The sequence below is a fragment of the Sphaerisporangium viridialbum genome (genome assembly GCF_049674955.1).
GTDB classification, from domain to species: Bacteria; Actinomycetota; Actinomycetes; order Streptosporangiales; family Streptosporangiaceae; genus Sphaerisporangium; species Sphaerisporangium viridialbum.
In genome coordinates, this window is the sequence record NZ_CP187232.1 from 8,763,386 (window position 1) to 8,782,506 (window position 19,121).

At 69.5% G+C, this 19,121-nt stretch carries 19 protein-coding genes; 7 read left to right on the top strand and 12 right to left on the bottom strand.

The window, feature by feature from the left end; genetic code table 11:
• Positions 1-48: 48 nt before the first annotated feature.
• The 3 genes from ACOZ38_RS39380 (at position 49) to sppA (ending at position 4,926) form a co-directional block, all read left to right on the top strand.
• Positions 49-618: a hypothetical protein gene (locus ACOZ38_RS39380; protein ID WP_424536006.1), complete on the top strand. Its 570-nt coding sequence runs from the start codon at positions 49-51 to the stop codon at positions 616-618.
• A 162-nt stretch (positions 619-780) separates the two neighbouring features.
• A complete protein-coding gene (gene glgB, locus ACOZ38_RS39385; protein WP_424537171.1) occupies positions 781-3,066 on the top strand; it encodes a 1,4-alpha-glucan branching protein GlgB in 2,286 nt (761 codons plus the stop codon).
• 168 nt (positions 3,067-3,234) lie between these two features.
• Positions 3,235-4,926 carry a signal peptide peptidase SppA gene (gene sppA / locus ACOZ38_RS39390; RefSeq protein WP_424536007.1) on the top strand — a complete coding sequence of 564 codons (1,692 nt, stop codon included), beginning with the start codon at positions 3,235-3,237 and terminating at the stop codon, positions 4,924-4,926.
• An 11-nt stretch (positions 4,927-4,937) separates the two neighbouring features.
• Here sppA and ACOZ38_RS39395 read toward each other — a convergent pair whose 3' ends face one another.
• Positions 4,938-5,348, bottom strand: coding sequence for a cupin domain-containing protein (locus ACOZ38_RS39395; protein WP_424536008.1), 411 nt, complete (start codon positions 5,346-5,348; stop codon positions 4,938-4,940).
• Positions 5,349-5,408: 60 nt separating this feature from the next.
• Between ACOZ38_RS39395 and ACOZ38_RS39400 the strand changes: the two genes are divergently transcribed.
• On the top strand, positions 5,409-5,972 hold the full coding sequence (locus tag ACOZ38_RS39400) for a MarR family winged helix-turn-helix transcriptional regulator (protein WP_424536009.1): 564 nt from the start codon (positions 5,409-5,411) through the stop codon (positions 5,970-5,972).
• An 89-nt stretch (positions 5,973-6,061) separates the two neighbouring features.
• On the opposite strand, the gene ACOZ38_RS39405 is transcribed toward ACOZ38_RS39400, so the two are convergent.
• From ACOZ38_RS39405 to ACOZ38_RS39430, 6 genes are all read right to left on the bottom strand, one after another.
• Positions 6,062-6,520 (bottom strand): carboxymuconolactone decarboxylase family protein, encoded by a 459-nt coding sequence (locus ACOZ38_RS39405; RefSeq protein ID WP_424536010.1) that lies wholly within the window; start codon positions 6,518-6,520, stop codon positions 6,062-6,064.
• A 125-nt stretch (positions 6,521-6,645) separates the two neighbouring features.
• Complete coding sequence (locus tag ACOZ38_RS39410) at positions 6,646-7,122, bottom strand: RrF2 family transcriptional regulator (protein WP_405141298.1); 477 nt, start codon at positions 7,120-7,122, stop codon at positions 6,646-6,648.
• A 207-nt stretch (positions 7,123-7,329) separates the two neighbouring features.
• On the bottom strand, positions 7,330-8,385 hold the full coding sequence (locus ACOZ38_RS39415) for a hypothetical protein (protein WP_424536011.1): 1,056 nt from the start codon (positions 8,383-8,385) through the stop codon (positions 7,330-7,332).
• A gap of 60 nt (positions 8,386-8,445) precedes the next feature.
• Positions 8,446-8,925 (bottom strand): flavin reductase family protein, encoded by a 480-nt coding sequence (locus tag ACOZ38_RS39420; protein ID WP_424536012.1) that lies wholly within the window; start codon positions 8,923-8,925, stop codon positions 8,446-8,448.
• Positions 8,926-8,946: 21 nt separating this feature from the next.
• On the bottom strand, positions 8,947-10,428 hold the full coding sequence (gene iscB / locus ACOZ38_RS39425) for an RNA-guided endonuclease IscB (protein ID WP_424536013.1): 1,482 nt from the start codon (positions 10,426-10,428) through the stop codon (positions 8,947-8,949).
• A 259-nt stretch (positions 10,429-10,687) separates the two neighbouring features.
• The gene (locus tag ACOZ38_RS39430) at positions 10,688-11,074 is read right to left on the bottom strand and encodes an ATP-binding protein (RefSeq protein WP_424536014.1); all 387 of its coding nucleotides are present in this window, start codon (positions 11,072-11,074) and stop codon (positions 10,688-10,690) included.
• 370 nt (positions 11,075-11,444) lie between these two features.
• Between ACOZ38_RS39430 and ACOZ38_RS39435 the strand changes: the two genes are divergently transcribed.
• Together ACOZ38_RS39435 and ACOZ38_RS39440 are read left to right on the top strand one after the other, a co-directional pair.
• Positions 11,445-12,182 carry a GntR family transcriptional regulator gene (locus ACOZ38_RS39435; protein ID WP_424536015.1) on the top strand — a complete coding sequence of 246 codons (738 nt, stop codon included), beginning with the start codon at positions 11,445-11,447 and terminating at the stop codon, positions 12,180-12,182.
• 11 nt (positions 12,183-12,193) lie between these two features.
• A complete protein-coding gene (locus ACOZ38_RS39440; RefSeq protein ID WP_424536016.1) occupies positions 12,194-12,778 on the top strand; it encodes a GNAT family N-acetyltransferase in 585 nt (194 codons plus the stop codon).
• Between the two features lie 13 nt (positions 12,779-12,791).
• Here the strand turns inward: ACOZ38_RS39440 and ACOZ38_RS39445 are convergent, their stop codons facing one another.
• The 5 genes from ACOZ38_RS39445 to ACOZ38_RS39465 form a co-directional block, all read right to left on the bottom strand.
• Positions 12,792-13,634: a hypothetical protein gene (locus ACOZ38_RS39445; protein ID WP_424536017.1), complete on the bottom strand. Its 843-nt coding sequence runs from the start codon at positions 13,632-13,634 to the stop codon at positions 12,792-12,794.
• A gap of 205 nt (positions 13,635-13,839) precedes the next feature.
• Positions 13,840-14,760 (bottom strand): ABC transporter substrate-binding protein, encoded by a 921-nt coding sequence (locus ACOZ38_RS39450; RefSeq protein ID WP_424536018.1) that lies wholly within the window; start codon positions 14,758-14,760, stop codon positions 13,840-13,842.
• A 35-nt stretch (positions 14,761-14,795) separates the two neighbouring features.
• On the bottom strand, positions 14,796-15,467 hold the full coding sequence (locus tag ACOZ38_RS39455) for an ABC transporter permease (protein WP_424536019.1): 672 nt from the start codon (positions 15,465-15,467) through the stop codon (positions 14,796-14,798).
• On the bottom strand, positions 15,464-16,129 hold the full coding sequence (locus ACOZ38_RS39460) for an ABC transporter permease (protein WP_405141306.1): 666 nt from the start codon (positions 16,127-16,129) through the stop codon (positions 15,464-15,466). Before ACOZ38_RS39460 ends, ACOZ38_RS39455 begins: the two co-directional genes overlap by 4 nt.
• Positions 16,122-17,168: an ABC transporter ATP-binding protein gene (locus ACOZ38_RS39465; RefSeq protein ID WP_424536020.1), complete on the bottom strand. Its 1,047-nt coding sequence runs from the start codon at positions 17,166-17,168 to the stop codon at positions 16,122-16,124. The genes ACOZ38_RS39460 and ACOZ38_RS39465 overlap by 8 nt, the downstream gene beginning before the upstream one ends.
• 370 nt (positions 17,169-17,538) lie before the next feature.
• Between ACOZ38_RS39465 and ACOZ38_RS39470 the strand changes: the two genes are divergently transcribed.
• Entirely contained in the window at positions 17,539-19,107 is a 1,569-nt protein-coding gene (locus ACOZ38_RS39470; RefSeq protein ID WP_424536021.1) for a hypothetical protein, read from the top strand.
• Positions 19,108-19,121 lie beyond the last annotated feature (14 nt).

A 19,121-nucleotide genomic window follows, 5' to 3' on the forward strand; every position in this document is an offset into this window, starting at 1 on the left:
CGATACGATCCGTAGCCGGACGCGAACCGAGCGTAAGGCGGTGGGTCGATGGGTCGCGGGCGGCTCGCGATCACGCTCTCGGCGGCGGGCGCCACCCTGGCCGCGGTGATGGGGGCGGTCATGACGGTGGCGCTGGTCTGGCCGGGGCGGCACGAGGCCCCGGCGGACCATGCCGAGGTCGGCGCCGAGCACCACGGCGACGCGCACCAGGACGAGCCCGGCACCCGGCACAGGGACGAGACCCGTGCCCGGCGGCGCGGGGACGAGATCCGCGCCCTGCCCTCCGCGGGCGCCTTCCCCGAGCCCACCCCCGGCGATCCGCGCGATCCCGCCACGCCGCCCGCCCCCTCCAGGGGGGAGGAGGCGCGCGCCGCGCGGCTGCTGCTCGCCGACCCCGCGCTGGGCCCGGCGGTGCGCGAGGCGTACGCCCGGGCGGCGGGCAGGCCGCTCGCGTCCGCCGACGACCTTCGCGTGCGTTCCCTGATCTTCCGGCGGCACGGCTGCGAGACCCGCCGGTGCCTCCAGCTCTTCGTCTGGTTCCCGGGCGGCGAGCAGCTCGACATCGGCCGGGTCATCGTCGACATGCCGACCGGCAGCGTGCGCGTCCTGAAGTGGTGATACACCTGCTGAGGTGGGCAGACACGGGCACCCGTGACCCGCGGGCCCCGGGTTTGCCCCGTCTGTGGTGTGATCCAGGCAACAACATGGGTTGGCACCCCGATGTGGGGCAGGGTTAGCTCATAAAAGCAATCACGGTGCCGAGGAGCGGTGAGCGATCTGATGAACGCGGACCTGGACCTGAACCGGCTGGCCGGCGGCGCGCACCACGATCCACACTCGATCCTGGGCGCGCACCTTTCCCCCGACGGGTTGACCGTGCGGGCGCTCAAGCCACTCGCCGAGAAGGTCGAGCTGGTGCTGGACGACAGCACCCACGAAATGCCCCACGAGGCCTACGGCGTCTTCAGCGTGACGCTGCCCGGCGTGGACAAGGTCCCGGCCTACCGGCTACGGGTGACCTACCCGGGCGCCGAACCCTTCGAGACCGGTGATCCGTACCGCCACTGGCCCACCCTGGGCGAGGTCGACCTGCACCTGATCGGCGAGGGCCGCCACGAGCGCCTGTGGGAGGTGCTCGGCGCCCGGGTCATGCGGCACGACGACGAGGACGGCACGGCCTTCGCCGTCTGGGCGCCGAACGCGCTCGGGGTGCGCGTGGAGGGCGGCTTCAACCACTGGAACGGCTCCGGGCACCCGATGCGGTCGCTCGGCCGGTCCGGGGTGTGGGAGCTGTTCATCCCGGGGATCGGGGTGGGCGAGCACTACAAGTTCTCGATCCTGGGCGCGGACGCCGTCTGGCGGGCCAAGGCCGACCCGATGGCCCGCCGCACCGAGCGCCCGCCCGCCACGGCCTCGATCGTCGACGGGTCCGAGTACTCCTGGCAGGACGACGAGTGGATGCGCCGGCGGGCCGAGCGCAACCCGATGGAGGCGCCGATGAGCGCCTACGAAGTGCACCTCGGCTCGTGGCGTCCCGGACTGACGTACAAGGAGCTGGCGACCCAGCTCGTGGAGTACGTGCGTGACATGGGCTTCACGCACGTGGAGCTCCTGCCGGTGGCCGAGCACCCGTTCGGCGGCTCCTGGGGCTACCAGGTCACCTCCTACTACGCGCCCACGTCGCGTTTCGGCGGCCCCGACGAGTTCCGGTACCTCGTCGACAAGCTGCACGAGGCCGGCATCGGCGTGCTCCTCGACTGGGTGCCCGCCCACTTCCCCATGGACGCGTGGGCGCTGGCCAGGTTCGACGGCACGCCGCTGTACGAGCATGCCGACCCCAAGCGCGGCGAGCACCCCGAATGGGGCACCTACATCTTCGACTTCGGCCGCCGGGAGGTACGCAACTTCCTGGTCGCGAACGCCGTCTACTGGCTCAAGGAGTTCCACATCGACGGCCTGCGCGTGGACGCGGTCGCCTCGATGCTGTATCTGGACTACTCCCGGCGCCAGGGCGAGTGGACTCCCAACATCTACGGCGGGCGCGAGAACCTCGACGCCGTGGAGTTCCTCAAGGAGATGAACTCCGTCGCCTACCGCGAGGCGCCCGGCATCGTCACGATCGCCGAGGAGTCGACCGCGTGGCCCGGCGTCTCCCGGCCCGTGCACCTGGGCGGGCTCGGCTTCGGCTTCAAGTGGAACATGGGCTGGATGCACGACACCCTGGCCTACCTCCACCACGAGCCGGTGTTCCGGCAGTACCACCATCACCAGATGACGTTCTCGCTGATGTACGCGTACTCGGAGAACTTCGTGCTGCCCCTCTCGCACGACGAGGTGGTGCACGGCAAGGGCTCGCTGCTCGGCAAGATGCCCGGCGACGAGTGGCAGCGGTTCGCCAACCTCCGCGCCCTGTTCGCGTTCATGTGGGCGCATCCGGGCAAGAAGCTGATGTTCATGGGCGGCGAGTTCGCGCAGGGCTCCGAGTGGTCGGAGGAGCGCGGCCTCGACTGGTGGCTGCTCGACTTCGAGCCGCACCAGGGCATGCAGCAGTTGGTCCGCGACCTCAACCGCGTGTACACCGAGACGCCCGCGCTGCACTCGCAGGACCACTCGCCGAGGGGCTTCCAGTGGATCGATGCCGACGACGCCTCGGGGAACGTCTTCTCCTTCCTGCGCCACGGCGACGACGGCTCGATGGTGGCCTGCGTGGCGAACTTCTCGGGGCAGCCGCATGAGGGCTACGCGATCGGCCTGCCCGCAGGGGGCCGCTGGGATGAGGTGATCAACACCGACGCGTACAACTACTACGGCAGTGGGGTGGGCAACCTCGGTTCCGTGGAGGCCGTCGAGGAGCCCTGGCACGGCCAGCCGTACTCCACCCGCCTCCGGGTCCCGCCCCTCGGCGCCCTCTGGCTCCGCTACGCCGGCCCACCCCTGACGGCCACCGCCACCGAAGCCGCGGAGGCCCAGCCCGTACCGGCTGACGCCCTGCTGGCGCGGCCCGCCGTCGAGACGCAGCTCGTGCCGGCGGACGCGCGGCCCGTGCCGGGTACGACCGGAGATTGACGCCGGCGAGCACCCGGCGCACACGCCATCAGAATCTCCGGGAATCGCCGTGACGCATGTGCATCGAGAACTCCCATGGGACCTCGGTGCACCGGCGCCGGCGGAATACCGCGCGACCAGACGGGAAGCTCGTGCCTCTCGGGCCGGAACGTCGCCTAGGGTGTCGCTATGGACGCGACAAAGGCGATCTTGGACACGGTGGACCGGTTCCGGCAGCGGCGCACCGCCCCGCTGGTTCTGGAGTTGGATCTGACCGAGGGGCTCACGGAGGGCCCCCCGTCCGATCCGCTCAGCGCCGTCCTGGCCATGCGCAGGACCCGTCTCGCCGACGTGCTGGAGGGCCTGCGCCGGGCCCGCAGGGACCCCCGGGTCAAGGGGCTCGTCGTCAAGCTCGGCGGGCGGCCCATGGGGCTGGCCATGGTGCAGGAGCTGCGCACCGCCGTCGTGCAACTCCGGGCAGCGGGGAAGCTGACGGTGGCCTACGCCGAGACGTTCGGGGAGTTCGGCACGGGCACCGTGCCGTACTACCTGGCCAGCGCCTTCGAGAAGATCTACCTGCAGCCGTCGGGCGACGTCGGGCTGACCGGCATCTCGATGGAGCAGCGTTTCGTGAAGAACGCGCTCGCGAAGATCGGCGTCGACTACCAGATCGGCCAGCGGCACGAGTACAAGACCGCGGCCAACATGTTCACCCAGGACCACATGACCGAGGCGCACCGCGAGTCGGCCGCCCGCATCGCCGAGTCCGTGATCGAGCAGATCGTCTCCGGCATCTCCGAGGGTCGCGGCCTGCCGCCCGAGCGCGTGCGCGAGCTCATCGACCAGGGGCCGTTCATCGGATCGGAGGCGCTCTCCGCGGGGCTGGTCGACCGGCTCGCCTACCGCGACGAGGTGTACGACGAGGTCCGCGACGAGGGCGACGTGCTGCTGTTCGTCTCGCGGTACGCCAAGGGCGCCCTCGCCAGGAAGCTGCCGCACCCGGGCGAGCGGGTCGTCGCGCTCATCCACGGCAACGGCATGATCCGCCTCGGCCGCAGCGGGCGCAGCCCGCTCGGCGGCGGGGGCGCCATGGGCTCCGACACGATCTGCGCGGCCTTCCGTGCCGCCCGCCGCGACGACAACGTCAAGGCGGTCGTGTTCCGGGTCGACAGCCCCGGCGGTTCGTACGTCGCCTCGGACGCCATCTGGCGCGAGGTCGTGCTCACCCGCAAGGCCGGCAAGCCGGTGATCATCTCGATGGGCGACCTCGCCGCGTCCGGCGGGTACTTCGTCTCCATGGCCGCCGACGTCATCGTCGCCCAGCCCGGCACGCTGACCGGCTCGATCGGGGTCTTCGGCGGCAAGCCCGCGGTGGGCGAGCTGCTCAGCCGCATCGGCGTCACCTCCGAGTCGGTCGACGTGGGCGCCAACTCGGGGATGTTCTCTCCGAGCCGGGCCTACTCCGAGCCACAGTGGGAGCGGGTCAACGCCTGGCTCGACCGCATCTACGACGACTTCGTGGGCAAGGTCGCCCAGGGCCGGGGCATCGACCGCGACCGCGCCCACGAGCTGGCGCGCGGCCGGGTCTGGACGGGCGCCGACGCGTTCGGCGGCGGCCTGGTCGACGAGCTGGGCGGCCTGGAGGACGCGCTGGCGCTCGCCCGCAGCAGGGTCAACCTGCCCAAGGACGCCCCGGTGCGCTCGTACCCGCGCATGCACCCGCTGGAGCGGCTCCGCCCGCCGGACTCCAGCGACGACAAGGCCGCCGCCCTGAGCCAGATCCGCCTGGAGGCCTGGGGCCCCCTGAGCCGCCTGGCCACCGACCTCGGCCTCCCACCCCAAGGCCCGCTGATCCTCCCCGGCTGGTGGACGATCCGCTGACCTCCTGACTGCTACGCCACCCAGGCGGGGAGGAGTTTGTCGCCGTCGGGCACCGCGCAGGCGGCGGGGACGTCGACGGGGCCGTCCGGGGTGTACGCCCGGCAGCCCGCGGGCGCGGCGACGATCGCGGTCATGCCATCCTGGCCTGCGAAGACCTGACGGCGCACGTCGGCGGGCATGACCAGGGTGTTCCCCGGCTCGATTTCCAGCTTCTCTCCGTCGAGCACGACGGTGGCGGCTCCGGAGAGGAACGTCCACACCTGCTCGGTGTCGAAGGCGTGGAGCGGGCCCGACTGGCCGGGACGCATCTCCACGTGCCAGACGGCCAGCCCCGCCCCTCCCTGCGTGGGCGAGGCGAACGTGGTCATGACGGCATTGGGGGTCTCGGTCCTGCGGCTTTCGGCGTGGCGGATGATGGGCATCGGGAACATCTCCTACAATCGACAATGTGGTTGTCTATATAGTGAACGAGGTTGTCCATCGTGTCAACTGACCCCCCACGCCCCGGATCGGCGACGACCTCCAGCGGCGACAAGGCGGACGTCTGGACGTCGCCTTCCAACCGGGGCGAGGCGCCGGCCGATCCGCCCGGGTTCGAGCTGCCGCTGCGCCTGTTCCTGGGGTTCCGGATGCTCATCGACGAGTTGCACGCCGAGCTCGCGCGTCAGGGGCATCCCGACCTGCGGCCGATGCACGGGTTCGTCATGCAGGCCATCGGCACGCGCGGCACGACGGCGGCAGAGCTGGGCCGCACGCTCGGGGTCTCCAAGCAGGCGGCGGGCAAGACGATCGACACGCTCGAACGCGTCGGCTACGTCGAGCGCGGCACCGATCCGGACGACGCCCGGCGCAAGATCGTGCGGCTGACCGAGCGCGGCGTCGACAGCCTGGTGCGCGCGGCCCACATCTTCGACAAGCTCAGGGCCGGCTGGGCCGAGACCCTCGGCGAGGACCGCCTCCGCGCCCTCGAATCCGACCTCCGCCTGGTCACCCCGCCCGACCTCTTCCGCCTGGACGTCCCCGGCTGGTTCGGCACCTACCAGTAGCGCACGGGCGGAGGCGCGACCGGGGACGCCCCCCCGCGCGGCGCACGCGGAAGCGGCTCCGGCGGAGGGAGGGCAAGACCGCGAGAGGGTCAGACGGTCGCGGTACGGCGGTGCGAGCCGGCCACCGAGCGGATGGTGACGTTGATGCGGTTCCAGGCGTTGATCTGGGCGATGGCCATGATGAGGACGGCGAGCGACTGCTCGTCGTAGTGGTCGGCCACCTCGTCCCACACCTCGTCCGGCACGCCGTGCGAACTGTCGGCGATCCGGGTGGCCGCCTCGGTCAGCGCCAGGGCCGCCCGCTCCTCGGGGGTGAAGTACGGCGACTCGCGCCAGGCCGCCACCGTGAAGAGGCGCTCGTCGGTCTCACCTGCCTTCTTGGCGTCGTGGTTGTGCATGTCCAGGCAGAACCCGCACCCGTTGATCTGGCTGGCCCTGATCTTGACGAGCTCCAGTGTGCTCTTCGGAACGCCGCCGCGCGCCACGAAGGCCTCCACGCCCATCATCGCCTGGTAGCCCTCGGCGGCCAGCTTCCCAAAGTCGTTCATCCGTGCCTGCATCGTTGTCTCTCCATTTCGCATGTGGGTCGGTCGTCGGTCGTCCGCTAATCTAGATATTGAATATCCAGTTTCTCCTCCCACGTTCGCGCGAGGGGTCCTCGCGTTCAGATCGGTCAGCCGCGCGCGTACCAGCGCCGGATGCTGTCGCCCACGTTCGGCGCGTGGCGGTCGGCGTTCGCCCGCACGTCGGCCAGGGTCTGTGCGGCCAGTGCCTTTCGCCATGCCATCTCGGCCTTGCGCATGGCGGTCGTGACCGCGCACGGGATGCGGAACTGCCGCTCGGGCGTCTCGGCGCCCATCCCGCGCCGGCGGATCTCCATGCACTGGAAGGCCTCGTCGGGGCCCTCGATCGCCGTCACGACGTCCATGAGCGTGATCTTGTCGAGTGGCCGGGCCAGCCGGAAACCGCCCCGCGCCCCGGCCGTCGACGTGAGGATCCCGGCCTTGACCAGCGCCTGGAGCTGCTTGTTGAGGTATGCCGGGGGCAGCTCGTAGCTCGCCGCGAGCCTCGCCATCGGCACCGGCCGGTCCTCACCGAGCCAGTCGAGCGTCAGGCAGCAGTGCATCGCCCACTCGACACCCTCGCTCATCCGCACAATCTAGATACTACACATCCAGAATTAGCAGTGGGCCGGCGTCCGCGGATCCCGCTCAGGGAAGAGCTCCAGAGCCACGTCGTTGACATCGCTGACGGTGTCCACGGTGGTGGCGAGCAGCGCGTCCTCGATGGTGGGGAACGGGTGGGGGCCGTCGTCGAGCCGCGACGACGCTCCTACCTCGCAGGAAGCGCGCCGAGGCTACGAGGTGAGCCTGTACTCCACGGTCACGGGAGTTCCATCGGAGGCGGTATAGGCGGTGCCGGTCATCAGGATCTTCCCGTTGTCCGTGAGCGTGATCTGGTCGGGGACCTCCACACTGCGGAAGCCGCTCGGCCGTGAAAGCACGCTCTTGCTCCAGTGTCCGTTGTGGTAGTGGATCATGATGAGCGTCGCGGAACTCCCGTCGCAGCACGTGGTGATCCACAGGCCGCCGTGCCCGTCCCGAACCGCCTGCATCAGGCCGAGGCCACGAATGCCGAGGTCGAGAAGGTTCCAGGTGTGGCCGTCCCAGTGCATGACGACCTCACGGTGGTAGAGCCTGTTGTCGCAGCAGAGGTAGGTGGTCACCGCGCCGACGGCCCACACGTCGTTCGCGGCGAGCGCGGTGATGTCGTTCAGCGGGTTTCCTGGGTCTTCTCCGTCCACAGAATCAGGCATCGGAACCTCGGGCACTGAGGCCGGGGTCCACGCATGGCCGTCCCAATGCACGATCTTCCCGTCGAACAGCGCCCAGACGTCGTTCTTCGCCACGGAGGCGAGTTCGATGGTGTTCGCGTTGACCGCGATGCGTTCCCACCTGTCACCGTTCCAGTGCGCCAGTATCCCGTCCGGGCCGGCTCGATCGCCTGGCGCTCCCAGCCGCATGTCCGACCCCGAGATCCAGATGTCGTCCGGACCCGTGCTGGTGATGTCCTTGACGAGCAGTTGCTCCGGGAGCTTCGGGGTGATTTTCCGCCGGCGAGTCCCATCCCAGTGGATCGCCTCCAGGCCGCCGTCCCTCGTGCTGAACGTCCAGATGTCGTCGCGGGCGAACCTCTTCACGATGTCGGGTGAGTCGGACGCGCCCTCGGAAAGCTGGTCGACGCGGTGCCGGGACATCGTCCAGTGAGCGGAATCCAGGGGGAGGGGAACGCTGAGGGGAATGTCTTCGGCGCTCTCACATGCCTCAGGCGGGCAGGAGTCGGCCAGCAGCACCCAGCCGCCCACGCACAGACCCGCGATCATGAACACGAGAACCGCTATGAGCCACCGCATAGAGGGATCATCCCGGAAAGCGGCCTACCAGCGTGTCGGAGCCATCGGTTCTACAGGTCGTCAGTTGACGGGGCGGTAGCGGCCGCGCATTCGGGCCAGGGGTGGGAGGGAGGGGTCGACGTAGTCGACGGCGAGGACCTGGGCGAGGAAGAGGGTGTGGTCTCCGGCCGGGATCACCCGGGCGGTCTCGGCCTCCAGCGCGGCCACGCCGCCGTCGACGATGAACGCCTCGGTCCGTGCGCCACGGTGGTGCGGCGTGCCGGCGAGCAGCAGGCGTGCGCTGGGACGGCCCGGCGTGGCGAACCGGCTGGCGATCACGGCCTGGCTGCCGGACAGCAGGCTCGCCGCCCAGCGGTCCTGGCGGAGCAGTACTTCAGCGAGGTAGCCAGAGGAGATGAGGCTCAGCATGACCATCGGCGGATCGGCCGACAGGGAGGAGAAGGTGGTGACCGTCGTGCCGATGTCGTCACGCTCGTCGTGCACGGTGACCACGGCCACTCCCGCGACAAGCTGCCTCATCGCCTCCGTGAACTCGTTCATGGCCCCCACTCCTACCACCGATCACCCCACCGTGCCGACTCGCCGCAGGAGCCGTAGATCGGGGTCATCAATTACCTCCAGCGTGGAACCCCCGCCTTCAGGCGGTGGAGGAAACGCGGCACGGTGCCGCACTTCTGGGTGGGTGGTGTAGGCGTAGCCGTCCGCGCGTTGGAGCAGACGGACGTGGCGATGGTGAATGCCCTGAACGAGGCCGTGCCGGGTGCGGATGTTGAAGCTGCCGGAAGTGCGGACCGCGACCCGCCCAGTATGGATTCCGGCTTTTGCTCCGGTGGGGACGACGGCGCGGACCAGGTCGCCGGTCGCGTAGCCGTGGACGGTCTTGGTACGGGGCAGTCGTAGTCGGGGGAACCCGTAGCGGTCGGCGCGGGTGCGGGCGTAGGTGCCGCGCCCGGTGGCCGCCACGACCAGCACGACCGAGGGCCAGTCGATCACAGCGTCGAGGTGGCCGACGTGCAACGCGTCCAGAGTGTGCGATTTGGGGGCGTCGGTCCTGCTGCGGTTCCACTTTGTGCGCCCACCTGAGGCCGTAGCGACGCCAAGACCCGTCTGGGTCAGCGCCCGCCACAGCGCCCACCGCGTTGAGTTGACCGCCGCCGCGTCCCGCAACGGGGCCTTGGCCGCGAGGAGGATCCTTTTCAAGAGTGCGGGCTTGGCCTTGAGGAACTCCTCGATCGGCGTCGCGTTTTTCGCCTGGTTACAGGGGATGCAGGCCACGCACAGGTTGGAGATGCGGTCCGAGCCGCCCCGGCTACGCGGGTGAATGTGGTCGATATTCAATGGCGTGTTCTCCGCGCCGCAGTACGCGCATTTGCGGCCCCACTTGGCGAGCAAGTACTCGCGTACCTCGTACCCGGCGAGGGTGCCCTGCTGGTACTCCACTCCTTCGAGCGGCTTGCCCGCCGACAGGGCGTGGGTGTCGAAGGATACCTTCTCCACGTGGACGGCCGTGACGGGAGTCCACCGAGACAGGCGCGACACCCACGACATGGTGCCGCCCACACGATGCTTAAGAGACGGCGCGAGCCACCCCTTCGGCTTGGTCCGGTTAAGGAATCGGGGTGCGCGGTAACGCAGGTTCCGCGACCGGCGGCCCCGGCGCAACGCCGCACGCGAGGCCAGCTTGTCACGAATCTGCCCGCCACGATGGTCGAGCTGGAGCGCGTACAGGCCGGTACGGCTGCCGCCGTCGGTGCGGAACACCGCGATGCCGGTGTGCTTGCTGCCGGGGTCGATCCCCAGCTCGACACCGGCCATAGTCGAGTCGGCGGCCACACGGTCGCGTAGCCGGATGACGAACGGGGTGTGCCGGACCACTACCGCCCGGCCACAGGCCAGCAGGCGGCGGGCGCGGGCCGGATGGCACGGGTCAAGCGGTCGGCCATGCTTGTCCAGGACGAACACAACCGGGTGAACCTCACGGTCCGCTCCCTGCGACGCCGAAGCGCCCTCGGGGTGACGCCGGAGCAGACGGGTGCCGTCCACTCCGATCTCCCCTCGCCCATGTTCCACGCCAGCGCCCGGCAACGCCGGGAGTCCGTGAGCCGTTTCGTCCCCACCCCCGGGGTTGTCTGCTCCCACCGATTCCAGAGCGGCAGGCTGAGGAAGCACCTGCCGGTGGGTCTGCTCGCTTACGTGAAACGTAGTCAATCGAATACACCTCACTTCAAGATGATCGACTCGGGCTGGTCAACGCGGGGCTATCAGTGCGCGGGCGCGGCACCTCAAGCCCCCTCCTTCAGCTTCAGGAGGGGGTCGTTGACAACGCCACCTCGAACCAGGTCGTCGTGCTGACGTCCCCCACCCGGACCCCGAACCGGCTCGCCAGCGTCTGAACGAGCATCAGGCCGCGTCCGCCGACATCCATGAGGCCAGCGGAGGCGACGACCGGCATGGAGACATCCGACCCGTCGTCCACGACCTTGACGCGAACCGTGCCACTCGCCGTGATCACGACATGGACCTCACCGGTCGCGCGTGATCTGGTGTGGCGAATCGAGTTGGTGACCAGCTCGGTGGTCAGCAGCTCGACATCCTCGATGACCGCCTTGAACCGGGGATCCCCAAGCGTCTCCCGAACGAACGCCCGCACATTGGCCACCTGCTCAGGCGCCCCGGGAAATGACGCCATTGCCTGCACCTCTCGCATGGTCATCGTCGCGCCCCCGGAACGAGGGACTCCCCGGTTTCTCCAGCGCTTGTGGTCCGAGCCATGAATTGCCACCCTTCTTCTGGCTACTTACGCGACCGTCCAATAGCTCTCAGTAGTCGACCTGGGGCGCGACAGCCCGACCGATCACACCCAGCGGCTAGATGCACAGGGTGTTCGATCGATGACTCTTGGTACACACCAAGGAGAGCAGGACCGCCAGGCGTCTGTCAATACTTGGTACGTACCAAGAGGCTAGAGTGGATGACTCCGGTCTCTTGATGAAGGGAGGAGCTTGATGACAGACAACTCGAAGGGCGACGCCGAGCCGGCTCCGGCCGTACCGCGTCATGTGACGCTCGCGACCGCGCTTCGGGAGGCGATCTCCCGGGGTGACTTCTCTCCGGGAGAAAGGCTGCCTCCAGAACGCGACCTGGCCGAGCGTTTCGACGCGTCAAGGACGACAGTCCGGCTCGCGCTCTCCGCCCTGAAATCGCAAGGGCTGATCGGCTCGGGGCAGGGTCAGGGCACGTACGTCCGGAAAGCCCGCCCGATCCGGGTGATGGCCATGGACCAAGATCGGCGCGCACGTCGAGCCGCGAACAACGCGGCCACCTTCAACGCCGAGATAGCCCTTCAGGGCGGTATAGGACGGCAGCGGATCACAAGCGTCGACTGTGTATTCGCCACCGAGGAAACGGCCAGGTGGCTGGCGGTGCCCGAGGGCACGGAGCTGCTGGCCCGGCGCCGCGTGATGCTCGTCGACGAGGAGCCGTACCAGCTCGGAGACAGTTACTACGTTCACGAGTTCGTCCGCGAAACCGCCATAGCGCGGGAGGAACCCGTCGAGGAAGGCGTCCTCGCCATTCTGGAACAGGCCATTGGCGGGCCGATCGCTTATTTCGTCGATGAACTGAGCTTCCGCATGCCCACTCCCGAAGAAGCGACCGCACTTCGGCTGGACCCCGGCGTGTGCGTCGTTCGCGTCGTACGGATCGCCTATGACGAGGACGACAGGCCCGTCGAGGCGTTCGACCAGCTCATGGCGGGCGACAAGCACGTTCTCGTCTACAACGTCCCGGCCGGATAGAGGACGCTCCAATGGAACCGATAGTCCTTGAGGGCCAGGTCGTGCGACTTGAGCCGCTTGGGTTGAGGCATCTGGATGATCTCGCCGAGGCGGCGCGGCATGACGACGTCTGGACCTTTCTGGACGAGCCGACGCCACGCAGTGAAGAGCCGGTGGCCGTGCTCATCGTCGAGGCTCTGGGGGAGCAGGAGAAGGGGCGGCGTTTGCCGTTCGCGGTTGTTGAACGGCGTACGGGAACGGCGATCGGGAGCATCAGCTATATCGATATCCAGCACGCGCATCGTGGAGTCGAGATCGGGTGGGCCTGGGTCACGCCGACTCGCTGGCGTACGGGAGCCGCGCGGGAGGCCGCCTATCTTCTGATGTGCCACGCCTTTGACACTCTGGACATGATCCGCGTGGCATTCAAGACCGACAGCCGTAACCACAGGTCGCAGCGTGCGATCGAGGGCCTTGGCGCCACGCGTGAAGGAGTGTTCCGCAATCACCGGATCCTGCGCGACGGGCACCTCCGCCACTCGATCTATTACAGCGTCATACGGGAGGAATGGCCTGCCGTACGAGATGCCCTCGAAGCACGACGGCCACCGGCATGAGCCGTCGAGCGCGTCACTCCGAGGGCAGCACGTATCTCCAGGTGACGGCGAAGGGGCGGGCCTGGTGGTCGAGGTAGATCCGCAGTGCTCCGCCTTGCCGTGCGCGTGGGATCAGGCGGCGGGCGTCCGCCGCCTGCGCGCCCGCCAGGATCTTCTCGAAGTCGCCCTCGTGTGACGCGGGCGGCTCCGGAATCGAGGAGGGCCACTCCTCGCCGGTCTGCCCGGGCCGGGGCTCCGCGATCAGGCGCACCCGGTCGGTCGTGTACGAGCCTCCCTCGCGGCTCACCCGTTCGGCCAGCGCGCCCAGCAGGTCGCGCGCCTGGTACAGCCCCTCGGGATACGAGGAGTCCGAGCGCGTCTCGTCCAGGGCGTACGCGGTCACGGTGCGCATGGTGTCGCCGACCCGGACACCGAGCACCATGGTGCGGGCGTCGGCGACCTGGGACGGCCCGGTCGGGGTGGCGGTGGCGGGTTGCGAGGCGAGATCCTCGCGGAGCGTGCGGACGAGGTCGGTGAGCTCCGTCTCCGTCAGGGAGAGGCTGCGGTCGGCGTCGGCGACCACCAGCCCGTCGCCGAACACGGCGAGCGCGGGAGCGTCGGTCTCCTTCACCCGCTTCCCGGCGAACCCGCCGTAGAAGTTCAGCAGCGCGACCATCTGATGAGCGGTCGCGGGGCTCGACGGGTCCTCGCCCGACGTCGCGGGGCTCGGCCGGTCGCCACCCGAGGTCGCGGGGCTCGGCCGGTCGCCGCTCGAAGTCGCCGGGTTCGGGCCGCCGTCGCCCCCTGTGCCGGAGCATCCGGCGAGGGTGAGGAGCGTCATGGCCACGGCCATCGTGATGGCGCGAGAACGATTCATGATCAGGACGCGTCCAGGGTGGGAGGGCCGACGATGATCGTCGAGGACCACCGGTGGCCAGGCTAACACCGTCCGTTTCAGCCTGAGCAAACCCGCACGAATGCGAAAGGCCCTCCACGGGGAGTTTCCCGGGAGGACCTTTCTGAGCCGGCTCCGAACCGGCTCCGAACCGACTCTGAGCCGACCGTTCAGCCGTGCGCCGAGGTTAGACGAGGCCGTTCTGGGTCAGCCAGTCCTTGGCGACGGCGGGCGGGTCGTCCTTGTCGACGGCCACGCGCTTCATCAGGTCCACCAGCGCGTTCGTGTCGAGCTTGGCGGAGATGGCGTTCAGGGTCGTGCGCACGGTGTCGTCGGCGCCGGCCTTGTTGACCAGCGGCGTGACGTTCTGCGCGCTGAAGACGTTCTTCGGGTCCTGGAGCGAGACGAGACCGTTGATCAGCAGCTTGGGGTCGGTCGTGAAGACGTTGCCCACCTGGATCGTGCCGCCCTTGAGCGCGTCCGCCGTGGTCGCGTCCGTCGGCTTCCACTCCTTGAACGTGAGACCGTACACGTCCTTGAACTGGGCCTCGCGGCGCTTCTTGAACTCCGGCGGGCCGCCCACGACGAAGTCCTTGGAGACCTTCGCCAGGTCCTCGATCGTCGTCAGGCTGTTCTTGGTGGCGGTGTCCTTGGAGACCGTCAGCGAGTCGTTGTCCTGCGCGGCGGAGGAGTCGAGGAGCTCAAGCTCGGCGGGGAGCTTGGACTTGAGCTCGGTGTTGACGTCATCGGTGCTGGCCGCGGTGCTCTTGGGGTCGATGAAGCTGAGCAGACCCCCGTTGTACTCGGGAAGCACGGTCAGCGCGCCGGTCTTGATCTGGTCGTAGTAGACCTCGCGGCTGCCGATGTTGAACTTCTCCTCCACCTGCACGCCCTTGGCTGTGAGGGCCTGGGAGTAGATCGAGGCGAGCAGGACGTTCTCCGGGAAGTTGGCGGAGCCGATGACGACCTTGGAACCGCCGCTGGAGCCGGACGCGCTGGGGGCCGCGCTGGCGCTGCTGGTCGTGTCGAGCGGATCCCCGCCACCACACGCGCCTAGGGTGAACACCGCGGTCAGGGCGACCGCCGCGGTGGTTATCATTCGCCTCATGGAAATCCCTTCCAAATCAGGGGGTAATAGAGAGATTAGCGGACCTTGACGCGCCGGCTCACCCCGGGGGAGACCACCACGCGCTGCAGCAGCGAGAAGCCGAGCTGCACGACCAACGCCAGCACCGCGACGAGGACCGCTCCCCCGATCGTGCTCGGGAAGTCCTTTGTCGCCAGCCCGTCGATGATGTAACGGCCGAGCCCGCCGAGGCCGACGTACGCGGCGACGGTGGCCGTCGCGACCACCTGGATCGCCGCGACGCGCAGGCCGAGCAGGATCAGCGGCAACGCCACCGGCACGAGCACCTTCATGAGCACCTGGCCGCCGCGCAGGCCCATGCCGTACGCCGCGTCGCGCAGGTCCTCCTCGACGCCCCGGATGCCCTCGTAGGTGTTGACCAGGATCGGAGGGATCGCGAGGGCGACCAGCGGGATCAGGACGGGCCAGGTCGTACCGACCCCGGCCAGCAGCACGATCAGCACCACGAGGCCCAGGGTGGGCAGCGCGCGGGCGGCGTTAGCGGCGATCACGACGAGCACGGCGCCGCGCCGGGTGTGCCCGATCAGCAGGCCGAGCGGGATCGCGATGACCATAGAGAGGAGCAGGGCGACCACAGAGAACTCGATGTGCTCAAGCAGGCGGCTCGGGATGCCCCCGGGGCCGGACCAGTTCGCCGGGTCGCCGAAGAAGTCGATCAGCCAGTTCACGCCGTCCTCCTCGCACGGGCCCAGGGGGTGAGCAGGCGTTGCGCGAGAACGATGAGGCCGTCGGCGAGCACGGCGAGCGCCACGACCAGCACGATGCCCACCACGATCGGCGTGTAGAACTGGCGCTGCCAGCCGTCGATGAACAGGTAGCCGAGCCCGCCGCGCCCGACCAGCGCGCCGACGCTGACGAGGCTGATGCTGGACACCGTCGCCACCCGCAGGCCGGCGAGCACGACGGGCACCGCGATGGGCAGCTCGACCTGCAGCAGCCGCCGCAACGGCCCGAAGCCCATCGCGACCGCCGACTGGCGTACGTGGTCGGGCACCGCCCCGAGCCCGTCCACCACGGACGGGATCAGCACCGCCAGGGAGTAGAAGGTCAGCGGGATGATCACCGTGGCGCGCTCGGCGAGCCCGGTGAGCGGGATCAGCACGATGAAGACGGCCAGCGACGGCAGGGAGTAGACGACGTTCATCAGGCCGACCGTGGGCTGGTAGAGCACCCGCCACCGCGCGCTCGCCAGGCCCAGCGGCAGGGCGATGATCAGCCCGAGCAGCACCGGGACGATCGCCATGATGACGTGGTCGACGAGCAGCGTCTGGATGCTGGGCCAGTTGCGGCCGATCCAGTCCCAGCGGACCAGCGGCTCGCCGTCACCCATCGGCCACCCCCGTGCTCCGGGTGAGGGCCTCGTCCAGCGCCTCCCTGGTGACGACCCCGGCGAACCTGCCCTCGCCGTCCACCGCGATCGCGCAGCCGGACGGCGCGAGCAGCGCGGCGTCGAGCGCCACGCGCAGGGAGTCCTTCTCCAGGTCGACGGTGCCGAAGGGCTGGAGCCCGTTCGCCCGGCCGGCGCCGTCCGCGCGCCACCCGGTCGGCCGGCCGTCCTCGTCCAGGACCACCGACCAGCCCGGCACGCCGGGCTCCGACCGCACCTTGATGCCGCCGGCCGGGACGAAGGACAGCCGCCGGATGCCGCGGTCCTTGCCCAGGAACCCCTCGACGAAGTCGTCGGCGGGCTCGGCGAGCAGCGTCGGCGGGTCGGCGATCTGCGCCAGGTGACCGCCGACGCGCAACACCGCGACGGTGTCGCCCAGCTTGATCGCCTCGTCGATGTCGTGGGTCACGAACACGATGGTCTTCTGGAGCTCCGCCTGGAGCCTGAGCAGCTCGTCCTGCAGGCTGGTGCGCACGACCGGGTCGACGGCGCTGAACGGCTCGTCCATGAGCAGCACCGGGGGGTCGGCGGCGAGGGCCCTCGCCACCCCGACCCGCTGCTGCTGGCCGCCGGAGAGCTGGAACGGATAGCGCCCGGCCAGCTTGGTGTCCAGCCCGACGCGCTCCAGGAGCTCCATCGCGCGCTCGCGCGCCTTCTTCTTGTCCCATCCGAGCAGGTACGGCACGGTGGCGACATTGTCCACGATCTTGCGATGCGGGAACAGGCCGGACTGCTGGATGACGTAGCCGATGCCCCGGCGCAGGGTCGGCGGGTCGATCTTCCGGACGTCTTGGTCGTCGAGGAGGATGCGCCCCTCGGTCGCGTCGATCATGCGGTTGATCATGCGCAAGGACGTGGTCTTGCCGCACCCGGACGGCCCCACGAAAACGGTTATGGCCCCGGTGGGCACCTGGAGGTTGAGGTTGTCGACGGCTACCGTGCCGTCTCCATAGCGCTTGGTGACGCCTTCAAATGTGATCACGCACGACCTCGTGCTTCTCGGCCGGGACCGCGTGGCCCGGAATCGTCGAGTCGGCTGCGCACAGCTACCACCCGCTCGGCAGCCCCCACGGTAGGTGACGGTCCGACCGCAGGTCCACTTGATCTTTCCCGACACACCCTATGGGGATCTGGACCAATCTGTCCCAAGACAGCCGTCATAGCGACTTGTCAGCATTTCAGAAAGGTGCGAATGTTCGCTGTCCGGCGGCTTCTTCCTGGTACTTTCGCGATATCTATCAAAGTGGCATCGATTAGTGCGACTCCTGCGAGGGCCTTGGCATGATTGGCTCCCTATCCCCCTCCGCCAGGCCAAACCTCCCAACCCGCACGAGAATTCCAGAGGAGCGGTTGTGACTCCATCGCTCATCGATCAGCGTCCCAGGGGCGAGCTGATCGCCGAGCTCTACGACCGTCACGCCGCCGGGCTGTTCGCGTACTGCCACGATCAGCTGGGCGACACCGCCTCCGCCGCCGACGCGCTGACGGCCGTGCTCACCAACGTGCCGGTGGTGGAGCCTCCGCGCGCCGCGCTCTACGCGCTCGCGCGCCGCGAGATCTACCGGCGCGACGTCGCCTACGTCCTCCCGTCGGTCGACCCCGCCGCCGATCCCGCGACCGCGCTGGTCGAGCGCGTGGTACGCGAGATCCGCCCGCACCAGCGCGAGGTGCTCCTGCTCTCGGCGGTCTGCGGGCTGGACACCGCGGAGCTGGCCTGGGTCCTCGACGTCGCGGCCGACACCGCCGAGCAGCTCGAGCTCGGCGCCCGCCACCGGTTCACCCACTCCCTCACCGCCGCCGTGGCCGCCGCGCGCTCCGGAGGCGTGCCGCCGCAGCCGGCCGAGGTGTACGTAGCCCTCGCCATCGGGCCCGCCGAGGACGCGCTCGCCCGTCTCCCCTGGCGCCGGCCATCGGGGGGCCTGCGGGTGAAGATCCTCAGCGCGATCCCCGAGGACGCCGGTACGGCCGGCGGCGCGCGGCCGGGGAGCAAGCGGCTCTGGCCCACCACGCCGAGGTGGCCGCTGCCCCTCGCCGAGCCCGATCCCTTCACCAACACCGGCGTCTTCCCCGCCAAGGAGCTGTCGCCTCCCGAGCCCGGCCGCAGGTCCAGGCACGAGGCCACCACCGAGCCGATGCCGAAGATCCGGGCACCCCGCGCCGGAGCGTCGGACACGCCCCCCAAGCCCCGCCGCCGCCGCCACACCGGTGCCGCGTCGGTCCCCCTTGCCGCCCCCGTAGCCGAAGCCGCCCCGATCGCCGGGGCGGCTCCGGTGTCCCCGGACGCACTGGTCACCCCGGACGCACTGGTGGCGGCGGCCGAGACGCCGATCGTCTCGCCTGACACCCTGGTCGCGTCGGCAGGGGCGGAGGCTCCCCCGGCGGACGGCGCTCCGGCCGTGGACGGCCCCTCGGCGGCCGGCTCGTCCCCCAGGAGATCTTCGTCCTTCAGCAAGGCGTTGGCCGCCGGGAACTGGCCGAATCTCCGGCGCGCGTTCGCCGACGGCCGGCCGTCCCCCGTGGTGGACGCCGAAACCGCCGACGCCGTGACAAGCGCACCCGCCGAAGCCCTCAGTGCGGAGGCCGAGCCGGAGACGACGAGCGCCGCCGCGCTGACGGCGGACGCGGTCGACGCGGTGGACCCGGTGAACCCGGTGAACCCGGGGGCCACGGTGGACGCGGTGGGCAAGAGCCTGGCGGACGGTTCGACCGAGCCCGCTACGGCGGCGAGCGTCCCCAAGCAGGCGGCGACAGCGGAGAACGCACCCGAGCGGGGGGCACGGCCGCGCCGGCATGAGCGGCCGAAGCCGATCAAGCTGGGCGAGCACCACTACGACTGGCTCTGGGAGCTGGCCGGGTTCATCCTGTGCGTCGCGATCGCGATGATCGTGTTCTTCTCGGTCCCCACGATCGTCACACCCTGACCGGCGTCGCCGCA